The organism is Brevibacillus laterosporus, assembly GCA_007833815.1.
Taxonomy (GTDB): domain Bacteria; phylum Bacillota; class Bacilli; order Brevibacillales; family Brevibacillaceae; genus Brevibacillus_B; species Brevibacillus_B laterosporus_D.
In genome coordinates this window covers 24,684-41,688 of sequence record CP033464.1, presented here as the reverse complement: position 1 = coordinate 41,688, position 17,005 = coordinate 24,684, and the positions used below count along the sequence as shown (strand labels likewise).

11 protein-coding genes and 1 pseudogene are annotated in these 17,005 nt (G+C 42.3%); 8 read left to right on the top strand and 4 right to left on the bottom strand.

Annotated elements, in window-relative coordinates; translation table 11 throughout:
* The first annotated feature begins 152 nt into the window (after positions 1–152).
* The 5 genes and pseudogenes from EEL30_01355 to EEL30_01335 all read left to right on the top strand — a co-directional run bounded on the left by EEL30_01355 (position 153) and on the right by EEL30_01335 (position 5,959).
* Entirely contained in the window at positions 153–2,996 is a 2,844-nt protein-coding gene (locus EEL30_01355) for a DNA translocase FtsK (protein QDX91153.1), read from the top strand.
* 39 nt (positions 2,997–3,035) lie between these two features.
* A complete protein-coding gene (locus EEL30_01350) occupies positions 3,036–3,440 on the top strand; it encodes a hypothetical protein (protein ID QDX91152.1) in 405 nt (134 codons plus the stop codon).
* Positions 3,441–3,702: 262 nt separating this feature from the next.
* A pseudogene (gene tnpA / locus EEL30_01345) lies at positions 3,703–3,906 on the top strand (IS200/IS605 family transposase).
* Between the two features lie 5 nt (positions 3,907–3,911).
* Entirely contained in the window at positions 3,912–5,015 is a 1,104-nt protein-coding gene (locus tag EEL30_01340; protein ID QDX91151.1) for a transposase, read from the top strand.
* A gap of 200 nt (positions 5,016–5,215) precedes the next feature.
* Positions 5,216–5,959 (top strand): IclR family transcriptional regulator, encoded by a 744-nt coding sequence (locus EEL30_01335; GenBank protein QDX91150.1) that lies wholly within the window; start codon positions 5,216–5,218, stop codon positions 5,957–5,959.
* 95 nt (positions 5,960–6,054) lie between these two features.
* Here the strand turns inward: EEL30_01335 and rsgA are convergent, their stop codons facing one another.
* The 4 genes from rsgA to moaD form a co-directional block, all read right to left on the bottom strand.
* Positions 6,055–7,119, bottom strand: coding sequence for a ribosome small subunit-dependent GTPase A (gene rsgA, locus EEL30_01330; GenBank protein QDX91149.1), 1,065 nt, complete (start codon positions 7,117–7,119; stop codon positions 6,055–6,057).
* Between the two features lie 428 nt (positions 7,120–7,547).
* The gene (gene acnA / locus EEL30_01325; protein QDX91148.1) at positions 7,548–10,265 is read right to left on the bottom strand and encodes an aconitate hydratase AcnA; all 2,718 of its coding nucleotides are present in this window, start codon (positions 10,263–10,265) and stop codon (positions 7,548–7,550) included.
* Between the two features lie 158 nt (positions 10,266–10,423).
* The gene (locus EEL30_01320; GenBank protein QDX91147.1) at positions 10,424–11,452 is read right to left on the bottom strand and encodes a thiazole biosynthesis adenylyltransferase ThiF; all 1,029 of its coding nucleotides are present in this window, start codon (positions 11,450–11,452) and stop codon (positions 10,424–10,426) included.
* A gap of 39 nt (positions 11,453–11,491) precedes the next feature.
* Positions 11,492–12,196 (bottom strand): molybdopterin converting factor subunit 1, encoded by a 705-nt coding sequence (moaD, locus tag EEL30_01315; protein ID QDX91146.1) that lies wholly within the window; start codon positions 12,194–12,196, stop codon positions 11,492–11,494.
* Between the two features lie 238 nt (positions 12,197–12,434).
* Between moaD and moaC the strand changes: the two genes are divergently transcribed.
* The 3 genes from moaC (at position 12,435) to EEL30_01300 (ending at position 16,992) form a co-directional block, all read left to right on the top strand.
* Positions 12,435–12,923: a cyclic pyranopterin monophosphate synthase MoaC gene (gene moaC, locus EEL30_01310; protein QDX91145.1), complete on the top strand. Its 489-nt coding sequence runs from the start codon at positions 12,435–12,437 to the stop codon at positions 12,921–12,923.
* Between the two features lie 495 nt (positions 12,924–13,418).
* Positions 13,419–13,889 carry a MarR family transcriptional regulator gene (locus tag EEL30_01305; protein ID QDX91144.1) on the top strand — a complete coding sequence of 157 codons (471 nt, stop codon included), beginning with the start codon at positions 13,419–13,421 and terminating at the stop codon, positions 13,887–13,889.
* A complete protein-coding gene (locus EEL30_01300; GenBank protein ID QDX91143.1) occupies positions 13,864–16,992 on the top strand; it encodes an efflux RND transporter permease subunit in 3,129 nt (1,042 codons plus the stop codon). The genes EEL30_01305 and EEL30_01300 overlap by 26 nt, the downstream gene beginning before the upstream one ends.
* Positions 16,993–17,005 lie beyond the last annotated feature (13 nt).

Below are 17,005 nucleotides of genomic sequence, written 5' to 3'. Positions count from 1 at the left end.
CTGTGCAAACAGGAAACAGAAGGAAGAGGAATTCAAAGTAATCCCTCAGCATCGCTTCTCTAAAGTTTATCGGGAAAAGCAGCCAGTTACGTAGCGAGAACACAGAAAAGCCAGCTTTTCTAAATTAAGAGAGGAAGAGAGGACTAGTAGGTATGGCTAGTTTGTTTGAACGTTTAAAGAAATTTTGGCAAGAGATGATGGAAGTAGAGGTAGAAGTAAGTGACCAAGGGGATAATCGGGAAGCTAAATACGTTCCTATAGATGAAGAGCAACCGACAGAATCTGTTAGCCGTCAAGCGAGGCAGACTTCTTCTACGAAAGCGCGCACCAAAAATATTTATCCGCGTAATCATAATGAACAAGATTTAGACGAGTTTATGGAAAGAACACGCCCGCGATTTTTCCGTTTCCCTGTGGTGTCAGACAACGAATTAGATAAGCAACGGAAAACAAAAAGGCATCTGACGGATATTGCTTCGGATAAGATGCCGTCTCAGTACCAACGCAATCAACAACAAAAAAGCGAGCAGGGACTGCGGAATTCAAGAGAGAGTAAGAGCGATGCGGATTATCTTTATATGCAACAGGAACGAATGGCTTCTGAATCAGAAGATCGTCAGAAATGGAAAGAAAGTTCCCTAGAGCGACCTATTACAGATAGCTACACGCAACGAGGGCAGCAAATGGATACAGATCCACGATATAGTAGTCGTTCTCCTCAGTCTGCACATCATGATGGAAATATTGCTAGTCCCACTCCACAAGACGACTACAATCAGCCTGAGCTATATAGACCTAAAAAACCATTTACACCCACAGAAATTTTCTCTCCGATCTATGGGAAAATCAAAGAAGGCGATAGCACAGTTAAAAATGAACAGGTTCGACAAGCTCGAATTAATGAGGATGGACAGATCGTTATTGTGAAAGTTGGAGAGTCGATTCAGGGAGAAAAACAACAGCAGGAGCAAGAAAATGCAGAAGTCGATTCTTGGAGAGAGCAAGCGGCAGCTGCGGCGGCTCAACGTTTACAAGAAGCAAGGCGAGGGAGAATGACCGAGCAAAGCGCAAGGGAGCTGACGAAGCGCACAGAACCAGAAGCGACAGAGGTTATGAAACCAGAAGTAATAGAGCAAGCGAAGCTAGAAGCGGCAGAGGATATGAAACCAGAAGCAGTGGAGCAAGCAGAGCTACATAACCTAGTGGTTGCTAATGGACAGGTAGATTCTGAGCAGCAGGGGCAGAACTCTATTATTCAACACCATTTGCGTGACGAGCATGATACTGGGAATACCATGCTACAACAGGATCATGTACACGGCTCTTCAATAGCTGATGAAGAGATTAAGATGGGGGTTAACAAACCAATCTTGCCTATTCCATTTTCCTATGTGGCAGCAAAGATGGAAAACACATTGGATGCATCTGCGTATTCCGTCCAAGCCGAAGAATCTGTGCCTCAACCTGTGCAACCAACAGAGCCAGTGCAATACGCTCAAGTAACGCAATCAGCACCACCGCTTCACACTACAAATCAATGGGAAAAGCCTGCATCTACGCAAGAAGAATTGTCCGAACAACTACCTGTGTATGAGTTTCCTACGATCTCTCTGTTAACACCTACTGTGGCTTTAACCGAAGATGATTACGAGCATACATTGGAGCAGAAGAGATTGCTAGAAGAGACACTTAGTAACTTTAATGTAAATGCGAATGTGGTTAATATAGTCAAAGGTCCTTCGGTGACGCGTTTTGAGCTACAACCGGCACCTGGAGTTAAAGTAAATAAAATCACTAGTCTCTCTGATGATATTAAATTAAATTTGGCTGCCAAGGATATTCGTATAGAAGCTCCCATCCCTGGACGAAATGCAGTCGGTATAGAGGTTCCGAATAGTAAAAGTGAGCCTATATTTATTCGACGTATACTGGAGTCTGATAAATTTAAGAACCACCCTTCGCCACTTGCTATCGCACTTGGGATGGATATTGGTGGAGAGCCGATCGTAGCAGATATTAAAAAGATGCCACACGGCTTAGTAGCAGGATCAACTGGATCAGGAAAAAGTGTTTGTATCAATTCGATTATTATAAGTTTGTTATTTAAATCTACACCAGAGCAAGTACGATTGTTGCTCATTGATCCTAAAATGGTGGAATTAGCCCCATATAATAATCTGCCTCATCTGGTTACTCCTGTTGTCACGGATGCCAAACAAGCAACTGCCTCCTTAAAATGGGCTGTGGAAGAGATGGAAAAACGCTACACCCTATTCGTTGAGGCAGGCGTACGTGATATTGAACGCTACAACCAAACAACAGACGATCAATTACCATATATTGTAATTATCATTGATGAATTGGCTGATTTGATGATGGTTTCCCCGCAAGATGTTGAGGACTGCATTATCCGAATTGCCCAGAAAGCACGAGCTTGCGGTATTCATTTATTGCTTGCTACGCAGCGTCCATCCGTAGATATCATTACGGGAAATATTAAAGCTAACGTTCCTACACGTCTTGCCTTTGCTGTTTTCTCTCAAATTGATTCCCGCACGATCTTGGATCAGAGTGGAGCAGAACGATTGCTTGGAAGAGGGGACATGCTTTTTTTAGAAAGCGGAACGGCACCGATTCGTTTGCAAGGAAACTATGTAAACGATGACGAAATTGATGCAGTGACATCTGTGATCAAGAAACAACGTAAGCCAGAATATATTTTTACGAGGGAAGAATTAGAGGCACAAGTCTCATCAATTGAGATGGGGGATGATCCCCTGTTCCACGAGGCACTTGTGTTTGTAGCCGAGCAAGCGCAAGCGTCCGCTTCAAGTTTACAACGTAGATTCCGTATCGGATATAATCGTGCTGCACGTTTAATTGAAATGATGGAGGCTAGCGGTTACGTTGCGGGTCAAAATGGTGGCAAACCACGCACAGTGCTAATTACAGCAGAGGATGCTCAAGCATTAGGGGAAGGAAGTAGTTTATTTTAGCGGGTAAGAAAAGCTACCAACTACAAGGGGGTTCTGAAGATGGAAGTGAATCATGATCGAAAGTCGTACCAGCTTGTTACAGAGGAGCTGGCGCTGTTTAATGAAGAATACTATCTATCTGTCTGGCGTATCTCAATTCCTACAACTCAAGACCTGACAACCTCTGATTTATTCGACACGCTATTTGCTTTTGAGCATCCTGATATCGAGTTTTCCGTAGATGTATCGGAGGAAGAGAAGGGAACGTGGTATTATCAACTATTGGTACCCGCTATGTTGACAACACCTGATGCTGCTATACGCCGTATGGAAAAAGGAACGAAAGCCTTATCGGAATATCTTACACAGCATAACATGTCGGCTGAGCATGCGGTTTTACAAAAAGAGGAGATGTTTCATTACCTTAAACGATACAATCCAGGCGTAACCATGGAGAACAAGTAAACAGAAGAATGATGAAAAGAGAACAACAGTGATCTGCTTTTGAGAAGGAGATCACTGTTGTTTTATGAATTATTCGAGAACACTACGTGATTTTAATCATGAGATGAATCGGCTTCGGGCAAAGCGTGTCTTCTGACATGTTAATTGTCCGACATATGTTGACTTGGTGATCAATAAAAACGCTGATATTTAGACAGAATAATTTGAAAAACTTTGACATGTGCTATCCTATCATTGAGGTGAATAACATGGGAGGGGAAATGATTGTAGTCCGCAACATTCAATTCCGAGTATCATCAAAGCGTTAAAAGGCGTTTCGGCAAGGTTGCTATTTAAAGAGTTCCCCCAGCTTAAAAAGAAGCTTTAGGGTGGGAATATTTGGAATCCTTCTTATTTTGTGGCAACGGTTAGTGAACACACAGAAGCACAAATACGACAATACATTCAAAATCAGAAAGTGAGGTGAGATCAATGGTAGTGAACAAAGCATACAAATTCCGTATATTTCCCAACAAGGCACAAGAAGTTCTCATTGCTAAAATGATTGGATGTAGTCGATTCGTTTTCAATCACTTTTTGGCTAAGTGGAACGATACGTACAATAAGACAGGTAATAGGTTGTCATATGGAACGTGTTCTTCCGAACTACCTAATCTGAAAAAAGAATTAACTTGGCTCAAAGAAGTAGATAGCATAGCTATTCAATCGTCTTTAAAGAATCTTGCAGACGCCTTTTCACGATTTTTCAAAAAACAAAATGATGCACCACGTTTCAAAAGCAAAAAGAACAAGGTTCAATCCTATACAACCAAACACACGAACGGAAATATGGCGATTGTAGAAAATAAAATCAAACTCCCAAAACTTGGTCTTGTTCGCTTTGCAAAATCAAGAGAAGTGGAAGGTCGTATTTTAAACGCTACAATCAGACGTAATCCTTCTGGCAAATACTTTGTCTCGTTGTTAGTGGAAACAGATGTACAACAATTGCCGAAAACGAACAAAGAAGTCGGGATTGACGTTGGACTTAAAGATTTCGCTATTCTATCCAATGGAGAAGTATTTAAAAATCCAAAATTCCTGAGGAATATGGAACGAAAACTAATTCGTGAACAACGCATCCTTTCCAGACGTGTGAAAGGTTCCTCAAATTGGAATAAGCAACGGATTAAGGTTTCTCGAATCCATGAACGGATTGCAAATGCACGAACAGACTATTTGCAAAAGATTTCAACGCATATTGTCAAAAACCACGACATCATTGCGATTGAAGATTTGCAGGTATCAAACATGATGAAGAATCACAAGTTAGCCAAAGCTATTAGCGAAGTGTCTTGGTATCAGTTCAGAACCATGCTTGAATACAAAGCATCCTGGTATGGTCGCACTGTCGTTGCAGTAGGAAAAACATTTGCTTCCTCTCAGATTTGTTCGTGCTGTGGATACCAAAACAAAGAGGTTAAAAACCTGAATTTGCGTAAATGGACGTGCCCAAGTTGCCACAGCGAATGGGACAGAGACGTAAACGCAAGTTTGAACATTCTTGCCGAAGGCAAAAGACTATTGACTGCATAATCGCATTAACCACAGGAACTGTGGGGATAGCCTAATCAATTAGAAACCGTTAGGTTTCCGTACTTAGGAATCTCGTGGCTTCAGCCGTGAGAGGTTCAAGAATGGGAAAAATGGTTACAGCGGCCAATAAATCGGTTATACTTATAAAATAGAACATGGTTTCACTAGGTGGAACGACCGTGAGAAGGAAGGGAATAGTCATGGAAGAACCCAAGGCAACCGTTCGTAGCGTAGAAAGGGCACTAGATGTCTTACTTTGTTTTACGGATGCAACGGAATTAGGATTAAGTGAAATCGCTACCCGGATTGGTTTGCATAAAAGTACTGTGCATCGGTTGTTGGCCGCACTTGAAACCAAGGGATTTTTACAACGTAATGTCCAAACGGAAAAATACCGTCTAGGATTTCGAGTATGGGAGTTATCTGCTAATTTGACCCGTGAGGATGATCCAGCAGTCATTTTATTACCAGAGATGGAGAAGCTACGCGATCTATTAGGAGAAACGGTAAGTTTGTATGTAATAGATGGGCTTGAGCGAATTCGAATTCAGGCGGTCCAAAGCAATCAGCCGATTAGACGAGTAGCGCCTGTGGGAGCTAAAATGCCGCTGGTGGTAGGAGCTTCCAGTAAAGTACTGGTGGCGTTTGCCGATAATAGACTGCTACAAGAATTAGTAATGGATCCAAATTGGCCGGATTCGGTAGATAAACATCAATACCAAGAGCAGTTGGAACAGATTAAGCAAGTCGGATATGCCACTAGTAGTGAAGAGCGGGAAATAGGTGCAGCAGCTGTATCTGCACCGATTTATGACAAGCAGGGAAACGTATTTGCTGCCTTGTCTGTTTCCGGTCCGTCTAGCCGATTAACTGAAGAGAAGATGAAGGAAATTGCTGCTCCTATTATGCATGCAGCGTTTCGAATGGGTAAAATGCTTATGTAGGAATGTAAAAAGACTCGAGTTTAGTGGCTCGAGTCTTTTTTGTGGAACAACAGATAAAAAATATGTTTTGTCCAAGTTGGAGAAAAAGGGCATTTCTATCGTTTTTTAGGTACATCACGCATTGACTTCGTAATCTTTTTCCAACGATCTTTTTCCGCAGATTGTGCCTGCCTGTTCTCTTTACGCGCGAGAAAGGCTAGCTCACGTTGTAGCTTTACATAGTTCTGATATCGTTTGTCAGTGAGTGTTCCATCTTCCAGTGCGGTTTGAATAGCGCAGCCTGGTTCTGTTGTATGTTTGCAGTCATAGAAGCGACAACGTTCTGCCAGCTCCTCTATATCTTTAAAGGTATCTGCTAATCCTTCATTGGAATCCCAAAGTTGTAGCTCCCGCATTCCTGGGGTATCAATCATCAGTCCCCCAGAAGGTAAAAAGAACAACTCGCGGTGGGTGGTCGTATGTTTTCCTCGATCATCACCGCTACGGACTTCCTGTACGACCTGAAGCTGTTGGTTACTTAACGCATTGACCAGTGAGGATTTACCAACCCCAGATGATCCAAGCAATGCAACAGTTTGCCCAACTTGAACATAGGGGAGTAGCTGCTCCAAACCTTGGTGAGCTACAGAACTAATCGCAAAAATTGGTACTCCTAATGCAATGGATTCCACTTCAGCGATCTTGTCCTCGATATCTTCGCATAGGTCTGCTTTGCTAAGTACGATAACTGGATTAGCCCCTGATTCCCATGTGACCAGCAGATAACGCTCAATACGACGAAGGTTAAAATCTAAATTAAGAGCATTGACTAAAAATACGGTATTTACGTTCGCTGCGACGATTTGTTCCTCTAGAGAACCGCCAGCGGCTTTACGTGAAAACTTACTTCGTCGTGGTAAAATAGCATGAATGGTAGCTTTTTGCTCTTCCCAGCGGGGGTGCATTACGACCCAATCTCCTATTGCTGGATAATCTTCCCGATCAAAAGCTTGATACCGCATTTTTCCACTGATCTCAGCAAGTAATTCGCCACCTTCAGTCATGACGCGATATATACGTTTATGCTCTAATGTAACCCGCCCTACAATTAACGTGGGATCGGTGTATGATGCAAAATGTTGTTCGAAATGTTGGTTCCAGCCTAATGTTTTGAGATCCAAAGTAGGACTCCTCCTCTAATCATGTATAGAACTATGACATGACCACAGAAGAATCCAGTTCTAGGAAATATGCCTATGTTAACAGGATTCTCTGTGATCCCCACCAGCAATTGGATGTACGACAATACTATTTCTCATATTACACATCTCCTTTCGAGTACAAGCGGTTTGTTTTCAACAGTAGTGTACTACATTTTTCAAATAAAGGAAAAAGAAATTTGTTTATTTTTCTGAAAGTTATTCGGATTTCTGTATAGCGTATGCAGGTAGTGCATTTTGTCTACTCCTTAAGCAGAAAATAAGGCGATTGGAGAAGGTGCCAGGATTGTAGCCTTTGATATCAACAAAAGCCTCTATTATCTGAAACTGATTTTATTTTATAAAAAAATCCCCCGCTCCTATTAGCAGGGGATTGTACTCTCAACAAATTACTTGCTTTCTTCAAACAATTGGCGAAGTACCGTTTGTAGGATACCGCCATTTCGATAGTAGTCGATATCAACCGTACTATCCAGACGAGCGATGGTTTCAAATACAAAGGTAGAGCCATCTTCGCGAGTAGCTTCAACTTTCAAGATTTGACTTGGTTGAACATTATCGCTTAGACCAATGATGTCAAATGTTTCACGGCCTGTTAATCCAAGCGTTTGCCAGTTCGTACCTTCCAAGAATTGTAGTGGAAGTACTCCCATACCGACCAAGTTAGAGCGGTGAATACGCTCAAAGCTTTCTGCGATAACAGCCTTGACGCCTAACAGGAATGTACCTTTTGCAGCCCAGTCACGGGAGCTTCCAGTACCATATTCTTTACCAGCAATAACAACTAAACCTTTGTTATCCGCTTGATATTTCATAGATGCATCATAGATGGACATCACTTCATCAGTAGGTAGATATTTCGTAACGCCACCTTCTGTACCTGGAGCTACTTGGTTACGGATACGGATATTAGCAAACGTACCACGCATCATGACGTCATGAGAACCACGACGAGCACCATAAGAGTTAAAGTCCTTGCGTTCTACACCGTTTGCTTGCAGGTAGACACCAGCAGGGCTAGTCGGTGTGATGTTACCAGCAGGAGAGATATGGTCGGTTGTTACGGAATCACCAAGGAGCGCCAATGTGCAAGTACCTTTGATTTCACCGATATGACCAGCTTCTTTTGCTAGATTTTTGAAGAATGGAGGTTCTTGAATGTAGGTAGATTTGCTATCCCACTCATACAAATCTCCAGTTGGAGCATCAATTTTATTCCAGCGCTCGTTCGCAGTAAATACATGTTCGTACTCAGCACGGAACAGGTCTGGATTTGTTGCTTTTTTCATTGCTTCATCTAGTTCAGCAGGAGTTGGCCAGATATCTTTTAGATATACAGGCTTACCGTCATTACCGATACCGATAGGCTCTGTGGTTAAGTCAATATTTACTGTACCAGCTAACGCGTAGGCGATTACCAATGGAGGTGATGCCAAGTAGTTCGCTTTCACCTGTGCATGGATACGACCTTCGAAGTTACGGTTACCAGAGAGTACGGCTGCTACAGTCAAATCATTGTCGGCAATAGCTTGACTAGTTTCTACAGGCAATGGACCGGAGTTACCAATGCAAGTAGTGCAACCAAATCCAACGATGTTAAAGCCGATTTTATTTAAAGAATCGATAAGACCTGCATCTTCTAAGTATTGAGCTGCTACGCGGGAACCTGGAGCCAAGGAGCTCTTAACGAAAGCTGGTTTGGTTAATCCACGTTCTACCGCTTTTTTCGCTACGATACCAGCAGACAGCATTACGCTAGGGTTAGACGTATTTGTACAGGAAGTAATCGCAGCAATCACTACGGCACCTGTTTTCAATACAGCTTTTTCCCCATTCGCATACGCAACGTCAACAGAAGTAGAGATCTTCTCATCACTTAGTCCGAAACCACCTTTTTCGATCGGAGTACGGATGCTGGAGTTAAAGGATTCTTTCATATTAGTTAATTCAATACGGTCTTGCGGACGTTTTGGACCAGCAAGGCTCGGTACTACTGTAGATAAGTCGAGAGAGAGTGTCTCAGAATAAACAGGCTCTTCTGTGTCATCTGTACGGAACAAGCCTTGAGCTTTGGTATATGTTTCAACTAGTTCGATTAAATCTTCGCTACGACCTGTTTGACGCATATAGTCTAAAGTCAGATGGTCAACTGGGAAGAAGCCCATTGTTGCACCATACTCTGGAGCCATATTGGCAACGGTTGCACGGTCAGCAAGAGAAATATTAGATAGACCGGAACCATAGAATTCAACGAACTTACCTACAACGCCTTTTTTACGAAGCATTTGTGTAATCGTAAGGGCTAGGTCAGTTGCCGTAGAACCTTCTTTTAAAGTACCAGTTAATTTAAAACCAACGACTTCAGGAGTAACGAAGTAAAGCGGTTGTCCAAGCATACCAGCTTCTGCCTCGATACCACCAACACCCCAACCAAGTACGCCTAATCCATTGATCATAGTAGTGTGAGAATCCGTACCTACCAAGGAATCTGGATAAGCAAATGTTTCACCATTGACTTCGCGATTAGCAACAACAGATGCTAGGTACTCAAGGTTAACCTGGTGAACGATACCTGTAGCAGGTGGCACAACGCGGAAATTATCAAATGCAGTTTGCGCCCAACGAAGAAAGCGGTAACGCTCTTCATTGCGTTCAAATTCTAAATCCATGTTGGTTTCCAAAGAATTTGCTAAACCGTATGAGTCAACCATAACGGAGTGGTCAATTACCAAATCCACTGGGACAAGTGGGTTGATACGACGAGGATCTCCACCATTGTTTTTCATTGCGACACGCATAGCAGCCAAGTCTACAACCGCAGGTACACCGGTAAAGTCTTGTAGAACGATACGAGCAGGCATCAGCGGAACTTCTTGATTGCTGTCACGGCCTTTGGTCCAGTTTGCGAGAGATGAAACATGCTCTTTTGTTATTGCACGATTATCAAATTGGCGAACAGCAGCTTCCAACAAGATTTTAATGGAGAAAGGTAGTTTAGATACCTCACCGACTCCTTGCTCTTCCAAACCTTGCAAACGATAGTACTTGTAGGTTTTGTCACCAACTTGCATGGACGATTTCACTTTGTAATCATCTTGAAAAGCCAAAAGAATAACCCCCTTCGAGCAAATAAATTCAACTGTTACATATTCCTTACCCGTTTGTTTCACTAGATGAAACCGCGTTTCGTTTCCGTTGCAAATTTATTATACTCGAAAGCGTGTTACTCTTCCACCCTATTTTAACGAAATAGTAACAAAATTACCTAATTACCGATAAATTTGGCGAATAGGCTACGTGCAATGGTAATATCGTCTGTACCTTGAACGAGCACACGACCGTCTGGAAAGATCACTAAGGTGTAAGGCTCGGTGTGGAATCGCAGTAAGAAACGATTCAGTTCCACGACTCCCAAAGGAGCGAGCCGTTCTGCCAATTGAGATAAATCAAGCGTAATCGTTTCACGGGGACTTAATTGCACCGTATCTCGACCACATAAGGTCGTAGCCAGCTCATCATCAGGATTAATCTCCAAAAACGTGAAATTTCGCTGACCGCAAGTAGGGCAGTTAGGACGTTTGGCTTTAGTGACTTTGACTTGTTGATGAGTATTATTCCACAAATCAAAATGCTCCAGATGAGGATTGTAGGAATTGGTTTCATCTAAAAGAATTTTCAAAGCTTCTGTCGCTTGATAGGAGGCAACAACATGTATGATTGGACCAATTACGCCAGCAGTATCGCATGTGGCAGTCGATCCTGGCTTTGGTGCTTCAGGAAATAGACAACGTAAGCAGGGCGTTTCCTCTGGTCGAATAGCGGTAAATGTGCCAGTTGCGCTGACAGCCCCGCCATAAATCCAAGGGATATTGTGCTTGACGGCTACATCATTAATGAGATAACGCACCTGAAAGTTATCGGTAGCGTCTAAAATGAGATCAACATCCGATAAATACTTCTCTGCATGAAAAGCAGTCACATCTGCTACAATGGGTTCTAATACGACCTCTGAGTTTATTTTGGACAATTTCTCAAAAGCGGCTATCGCTTTTGGTAGGTTTTGTCTTGCGTCTTCTTCGTCATATAACATTTGACGCTGTAAATTGCTTGGTTCTACAAAATCTCGGTCTATAAACCGAACAAACCCGACACCAGCTCGTACCAGATGATTGGAGAGCACTGTTCCCAGCGCTCCCATACCAACAATAGCAACACGACTTTTGCGTAAACGCTCTTGTCCAGCTGTACCGATCGGGGCGAATAAGATTTGTCTAGAATATCTTTTCTCATTCATGCTTATTATGTTCACTCCATCCTAACAATAAGAAATACACTACTTATCCACATTATCCAAGTCAGTAGTTGGATTCCATGGCCCTAGCTGATGACCCTTCCACTCATTTCCGTCTTCCCACATTTCCTTTTTCCAGATAGGCACAATTTGTTTCAATCGCTCAATAGCGTAACGGCCAGCTTCAAAGGAATCATTGCGATGCGGAGATGAGACAGCGATTACTACTGCGATCTCTTCAATCTGTAGATCACCAATTCGATGATGGATGGCTACACGTATATTTTCCCAGCGTTCGTGGATTTCTGCTTCCACTTGTTTAAGCTTTTCAATCGCCATCGGAATGTATGCTTCATATGAAAGATAGACGGTACGCTGACCTTGCGTCATTTCTCGTACTGTACCGATAAAAGTTAAAATAGCTCCACAGTTACGGTGAGAAACTAGTTTAATTAAAGGTTCCACAGAGAGGGGTTCTTCTGTAATAGCAAAACGTGGCTCTTCGCCACCACTAACAGGAGGAAGAAGGGCTACCTCGTCGTTTTCCTTTATAATGGTATGATTTTCGGCATATTCTTGGTTTACCGATATGAAACAGCTGGGTAGCAATTCTTTTAACGCTGGATATTGATGAGGCAATCTGACCAGCAAGTCTTGTACAGTGCTAGAATCGGGTAATTCAATCAGTAATTTATGTTGTCCAGCTCGTTCTGCCAAACCGGCAAATAATAATAGGGTAACATGCATGTCTTTGGCCTCTTTTCTTTCGCTCTGTTTACTATTTTCCGTTTCCCTCTTGAACATACCATATCACTATAGCGAAATGAAGGGAGGAAGCTTGGTCGAGTAACAATCTACGTTATTTTAAGGAAGCGATAGAGGGCTTTTCAATAGAGTGAACGGATTGCTTTGGATAGTTTAGTCGTTTACATTTAACATAGAAGGATTCTTAAAAGCACGTTTGTAAAAAAGGAGAACAACAATCATGTCGACACACGATCAACTTTCGCATTTTAATGAACAGAACAGGGCACGTATGGTGGATATCTCAGACAAAGCGGTTACGGAACGTGAGGCTATAGCCAGAAGCCGTATTGTGATGAAACCAGAGACACTGCTACGCATAAAAGAGGGTAAGGTTAGCAAAGGAGACGTACTGGCTGTTGCACAGGTAGCGGGGATTATGGCTGCCAAAAAAACCTCTGATATCATTCCGATGTGCCATCCATTAGCCTTAACTGGTGTAGATGTTACGTATGAATTTGAAGGTGAGGATACTATAGGGATATGGGTTAAAGTGAAAACAACGGGCAAAACAGGTGTAGAGATGGAGGCATTGACGGCTGCTAGTGCTGTGACACTAACCGTCTATGATATGTGTAAGGCAATGGATAAAGCAATGGTAATTGGTCCTACGTATCTGGTGAAAAAAACGGGTGGCAAGAGTGGGGATTATGAGCGGATAGAAAGATAGACATGAATTTTGTGTTGCCGTTTTTTTAATAGTCACTCCGAAGTAAAAGTCCCGTCTTTGCATCAATATTTGATGTGCTAATGTATGCTGGCAAGGGGGATCCCGACTGTTGCTTTTGCAGGACCAAATCTGCTCGATTTAGTAACGCAAAAAAATCTGACTGTATCTGGAAAGGCTATACTTAGGTAGTGTCATTTACCTAAGTACGGCCTTTTTTTATTATGAGATAATTGCTCACTAGATCATGTGTTTGTCGACATTCTAATCAAAAAGAGATAAACTTTTCTATAATTAACCAAAAAAATAAATCAATTTTTGAAAAAAAGAAATTTTTTGTAAGGAGTTACGTATTATCAGATAGACCAAAGCTGAGCAATGGGAGAAACTGTGTTTTGGCATATGTAGCTCCGGATATTTCTTGATGCAAAATAGTCACCATGACATAATGTTTCGTATAGCGAAATAAAAACAATAGAGGGAGGTAGCCGTGATTCTATGCAGGAGCTAGCTGATCGATTGATGGACATGTGGAAATTATACATCGGGATTTTTACACAAGAGCTGATGAAGAGCGGCATTACTAAGCCTCAGATCATGGTGATTGAACAAGTAAAAGAAAATCCGAGAACCATTGGAGAAATCAGCAAGAAGCTAGAGCTATCCTATAGCACGGTTTCTGGTATCATTGATCGTTTGGAAAAAGCAAATCTGGTTATTCGCAAGCGAGATCATAACGACAGACGCATGGTTTGGGTTTCGCTTGTTCATGATTTTTCTCAGATTCAGAATCGATTTCCAGTTATGAAAGATCACTATCTACCTGATGTATTTGTGGGAATGAAGGAACAAGAGCAGAAACAAATTACTCAATCTTTAGAATTGCTCAATCATTATCTAGAGAAAAAATATCATTCCTTATTAAAGGAGAGAGGGAACAGAGATGAACATTTCAAGGTTTGCGATTAACCGACCCGTAACCATCGTGATGCTGGCTGTAGCCATCCTCATTTTTGGGTTCGTGTCGCTACCCAAATTGGCGGTAGAACTCTATCCTAACTTGAACTTGCCGGTTGCTGTTGTAGTAACCTCAATTGAGGGTGGGACGCCTGCATCAGTAGAAAAACTGGTGACAAAACCCGTAGAGGAAGCATTAGGGACTGTTCCTAATGTAAGTAAGCTCTCGTCTTTTTCCATGAGTGGAGCCTCGCAGGTCATTGTCCAGTTTAACTGGGGTACAGATATGGACCAAGCCACGCTAAACATGCGTGACAAGGTAGACCAAGTGCGCGGAGCATTGCCGGATACGGCTAAATCTCCACGCGTTCTCAAGTTAGACCCGAACAGCGAGCCAATTATGACGTTTGCTTTGACGGGTAGTGATGACATTACTAAGTTAAAAGCATTAGCTGATAATGTCATTAAATCTCGGATTGAACGTATTGACGGGGTTGCTTCCGTTGGGATTAATGGTGGGAAGGAACGTATCATCGAAGTAACGCTGGATTCCGACAAAATCACTGCATACGGTATTAGCTTGGAGCAGGTACAGCAAGCTTTAATGGGTACCAACCTATCCGGAGCAGCTGGTATGGTGCGTGAAGGCGATAAAAAACTAAGTATTCGTGTGCAAGGAGAGTATACGACTATTCAGGATATCGGTGAAACACCGGTAGTGATCGGTCTCTCAACTATCCCGCTAAAAAACATTGCATCCATTGAAGATACGTATAAGGAAGAATCACAATTTACTTATTTTAATGGGAAACCAACTGTAGGGATTTCTGTTACGAAAGCTTCGGGTGGTAACACCATCGAAGTAGCAGATAAAGCAAAGGCAGAGATTGACAAGTTAAGAGAGAGCTTGCCACCAGGCACAGAGATTTCCATGATCACGGATACCTCTCAGTTCATCAAAGATTCAATCTACACAGTGGCTGAGCATGCCTTGATAGGGGCTGCGTTCTCGATCATTATCTTGTTACTGTTTTTAAATAGTGTTCGTTCTGTTTTCATTATTGCAGTTGTTATACCAATTTCTGTTATTGCTACATTCTGCTTGATGTATTTTACGGGTCAGACAATCAATCTAATCTCTCTTAGTGGCTTAACACTCGGATTAGGTTCACTGGTTGACTTCGCTGTTGTAATCTTAGAAAATATTTACAGGCATCGTCAGGAAGGTAAATCCATGATGCAAGCTGCTCGCTATGGTTCCCAAGAGGTTGGAACAGCGGTTATGGCTTCTGCACTTGCGCAAATTTGTGTATTCTTGCCAATCATGTTCGTTGAAGGATTGGCGTCTCAATTATTTGGACCGTTGGCATTGACGGTTGTATACTCACATATAGCAGCACTCTTCGCTTCCATTGCGCTAGTGCCTATGATGTCTGCACGAATCTTGAAACGCATTCCGGATGAAGAAATTTATCATTCTGGAACGTATCGGGGCTACAACCCGATCACGTGGTTTAACATTGGTTTTACAAAAGTCTCTAATTTCTATGGGCGCTTCCTAAAATGGGCGATCCAGTGGCGTAAGACTGTTTACCTCGGTGTAGCTCTTATGTTTGTCGGTGCTGTGGTTTTGACACCGTTTATTGGAGCGGAATTTATTCCATCCATGGATCAGGGAAAGGTTACAGTCGCTGCTAAACTTCCTAATAATACGCAGATTCAAGAAACGGAAAAAGTGATTAAGGAACTTGAGGGTATTGTGAAAAAGGTACCAGAAGTAAAAGAATTGTATGTATCCATGGGAAGTGCAGGTACATCTGTGTTAGCGAGTACTGCTACTAACCGTGGGGAACTACAACTTACATTAGTGGATGTAAAGGATCGTACTCGTACAACAGACCAAATCATTGATGATTTACGCAATCAGGTAAAAGGTATTCCAGGTGCAGAAATTACAGTAAAGCATATGGATGCCAATGGTGGCATGGGCGGTACGCCACTTGAAATCAGCTTGCGTGGTGATGATTTAGAGGTTTTGGATGATATTAGTAATATCGTGATGGGTGTTGTTAGCGGGGTATCTGGAACAGCAAACGTAACCACTTCTTTAGAAGAAAAAGATCGTGAGTTCCAAGTGATAGTCAATCGTGAAAAGGCTAGTCAATATGGCCTAAGTACACAACAAGTTCTATCAAACGTGCGGACGGCTTTTGAAGGGCAAACCTTAACGCGTTATCAAACAGGCGATGATGAGATTGACGTAAAAATTCGTTTGCCGAAAAGCATTCAGGATGAACCAAAGCATATAGAACGTCTAACCATTACGACTACCAGCGGAGCACAAGTATCACTTGGTGCTATTGCTAAAGTGGAAAAAGTGGATGTAGCACAAATGATTAAACGTGTGGATCAGACTCGTGAAGTTTCGATTACTGGTGATACTAGCGGTCGTGACCTTAACTCCATTATGTCTGAGGTACAAGAAAAACTAGCTAAGTTGAACCTTCCAGACGGTTACCATATTGAGTATGGTGGTCAGTCCAAAGATATGGAAGAATCCTTTGGTAGTCTCAGTTTTGCCATTCTATTGTCTGTTGTACTAGTGTACATGGTTATGGCAAGCCAATTTGAATCCCTGTTTAGTCCATTTATCATTATGTTCTCTGTGCCGCCTACCTTTATCGGGGTTGTGGTTGGATTGTTCGTGACAGGTCAACCATTGTCAGTACCAGCCTTGATCGGTTATATCTTGTTAGTAGGTATTGTCGTAAATAATGCGATCGTTCTGGTCGATTACATTATTACAGCTCGTAAAGACGGCCTGGATCGAGATGAAGCTATCTTAAAAGCAGGTCCGATTCGTCTGCGTCCGATTATGATGACTACATTAGCGACTGTGCTAGCGATTACTCCACTAGCATTTGCAGGTGGTTCTGGTAACGAATCTCAAGCGCCAATGGCAGTGGTAGTTATTTTCGGTCTGACTTTCTCCACGTTAATTACTTTGGTGCTTGTCCCTGTCGTATATGTAACATTCGATAACTGGGGCCGTAAGTTTAAAGATCGTTTTAATCGTAAAAAGAAAAAAACGCCAACTGTAGTAGAAGAAGTGTAATGATGTAAAGGAG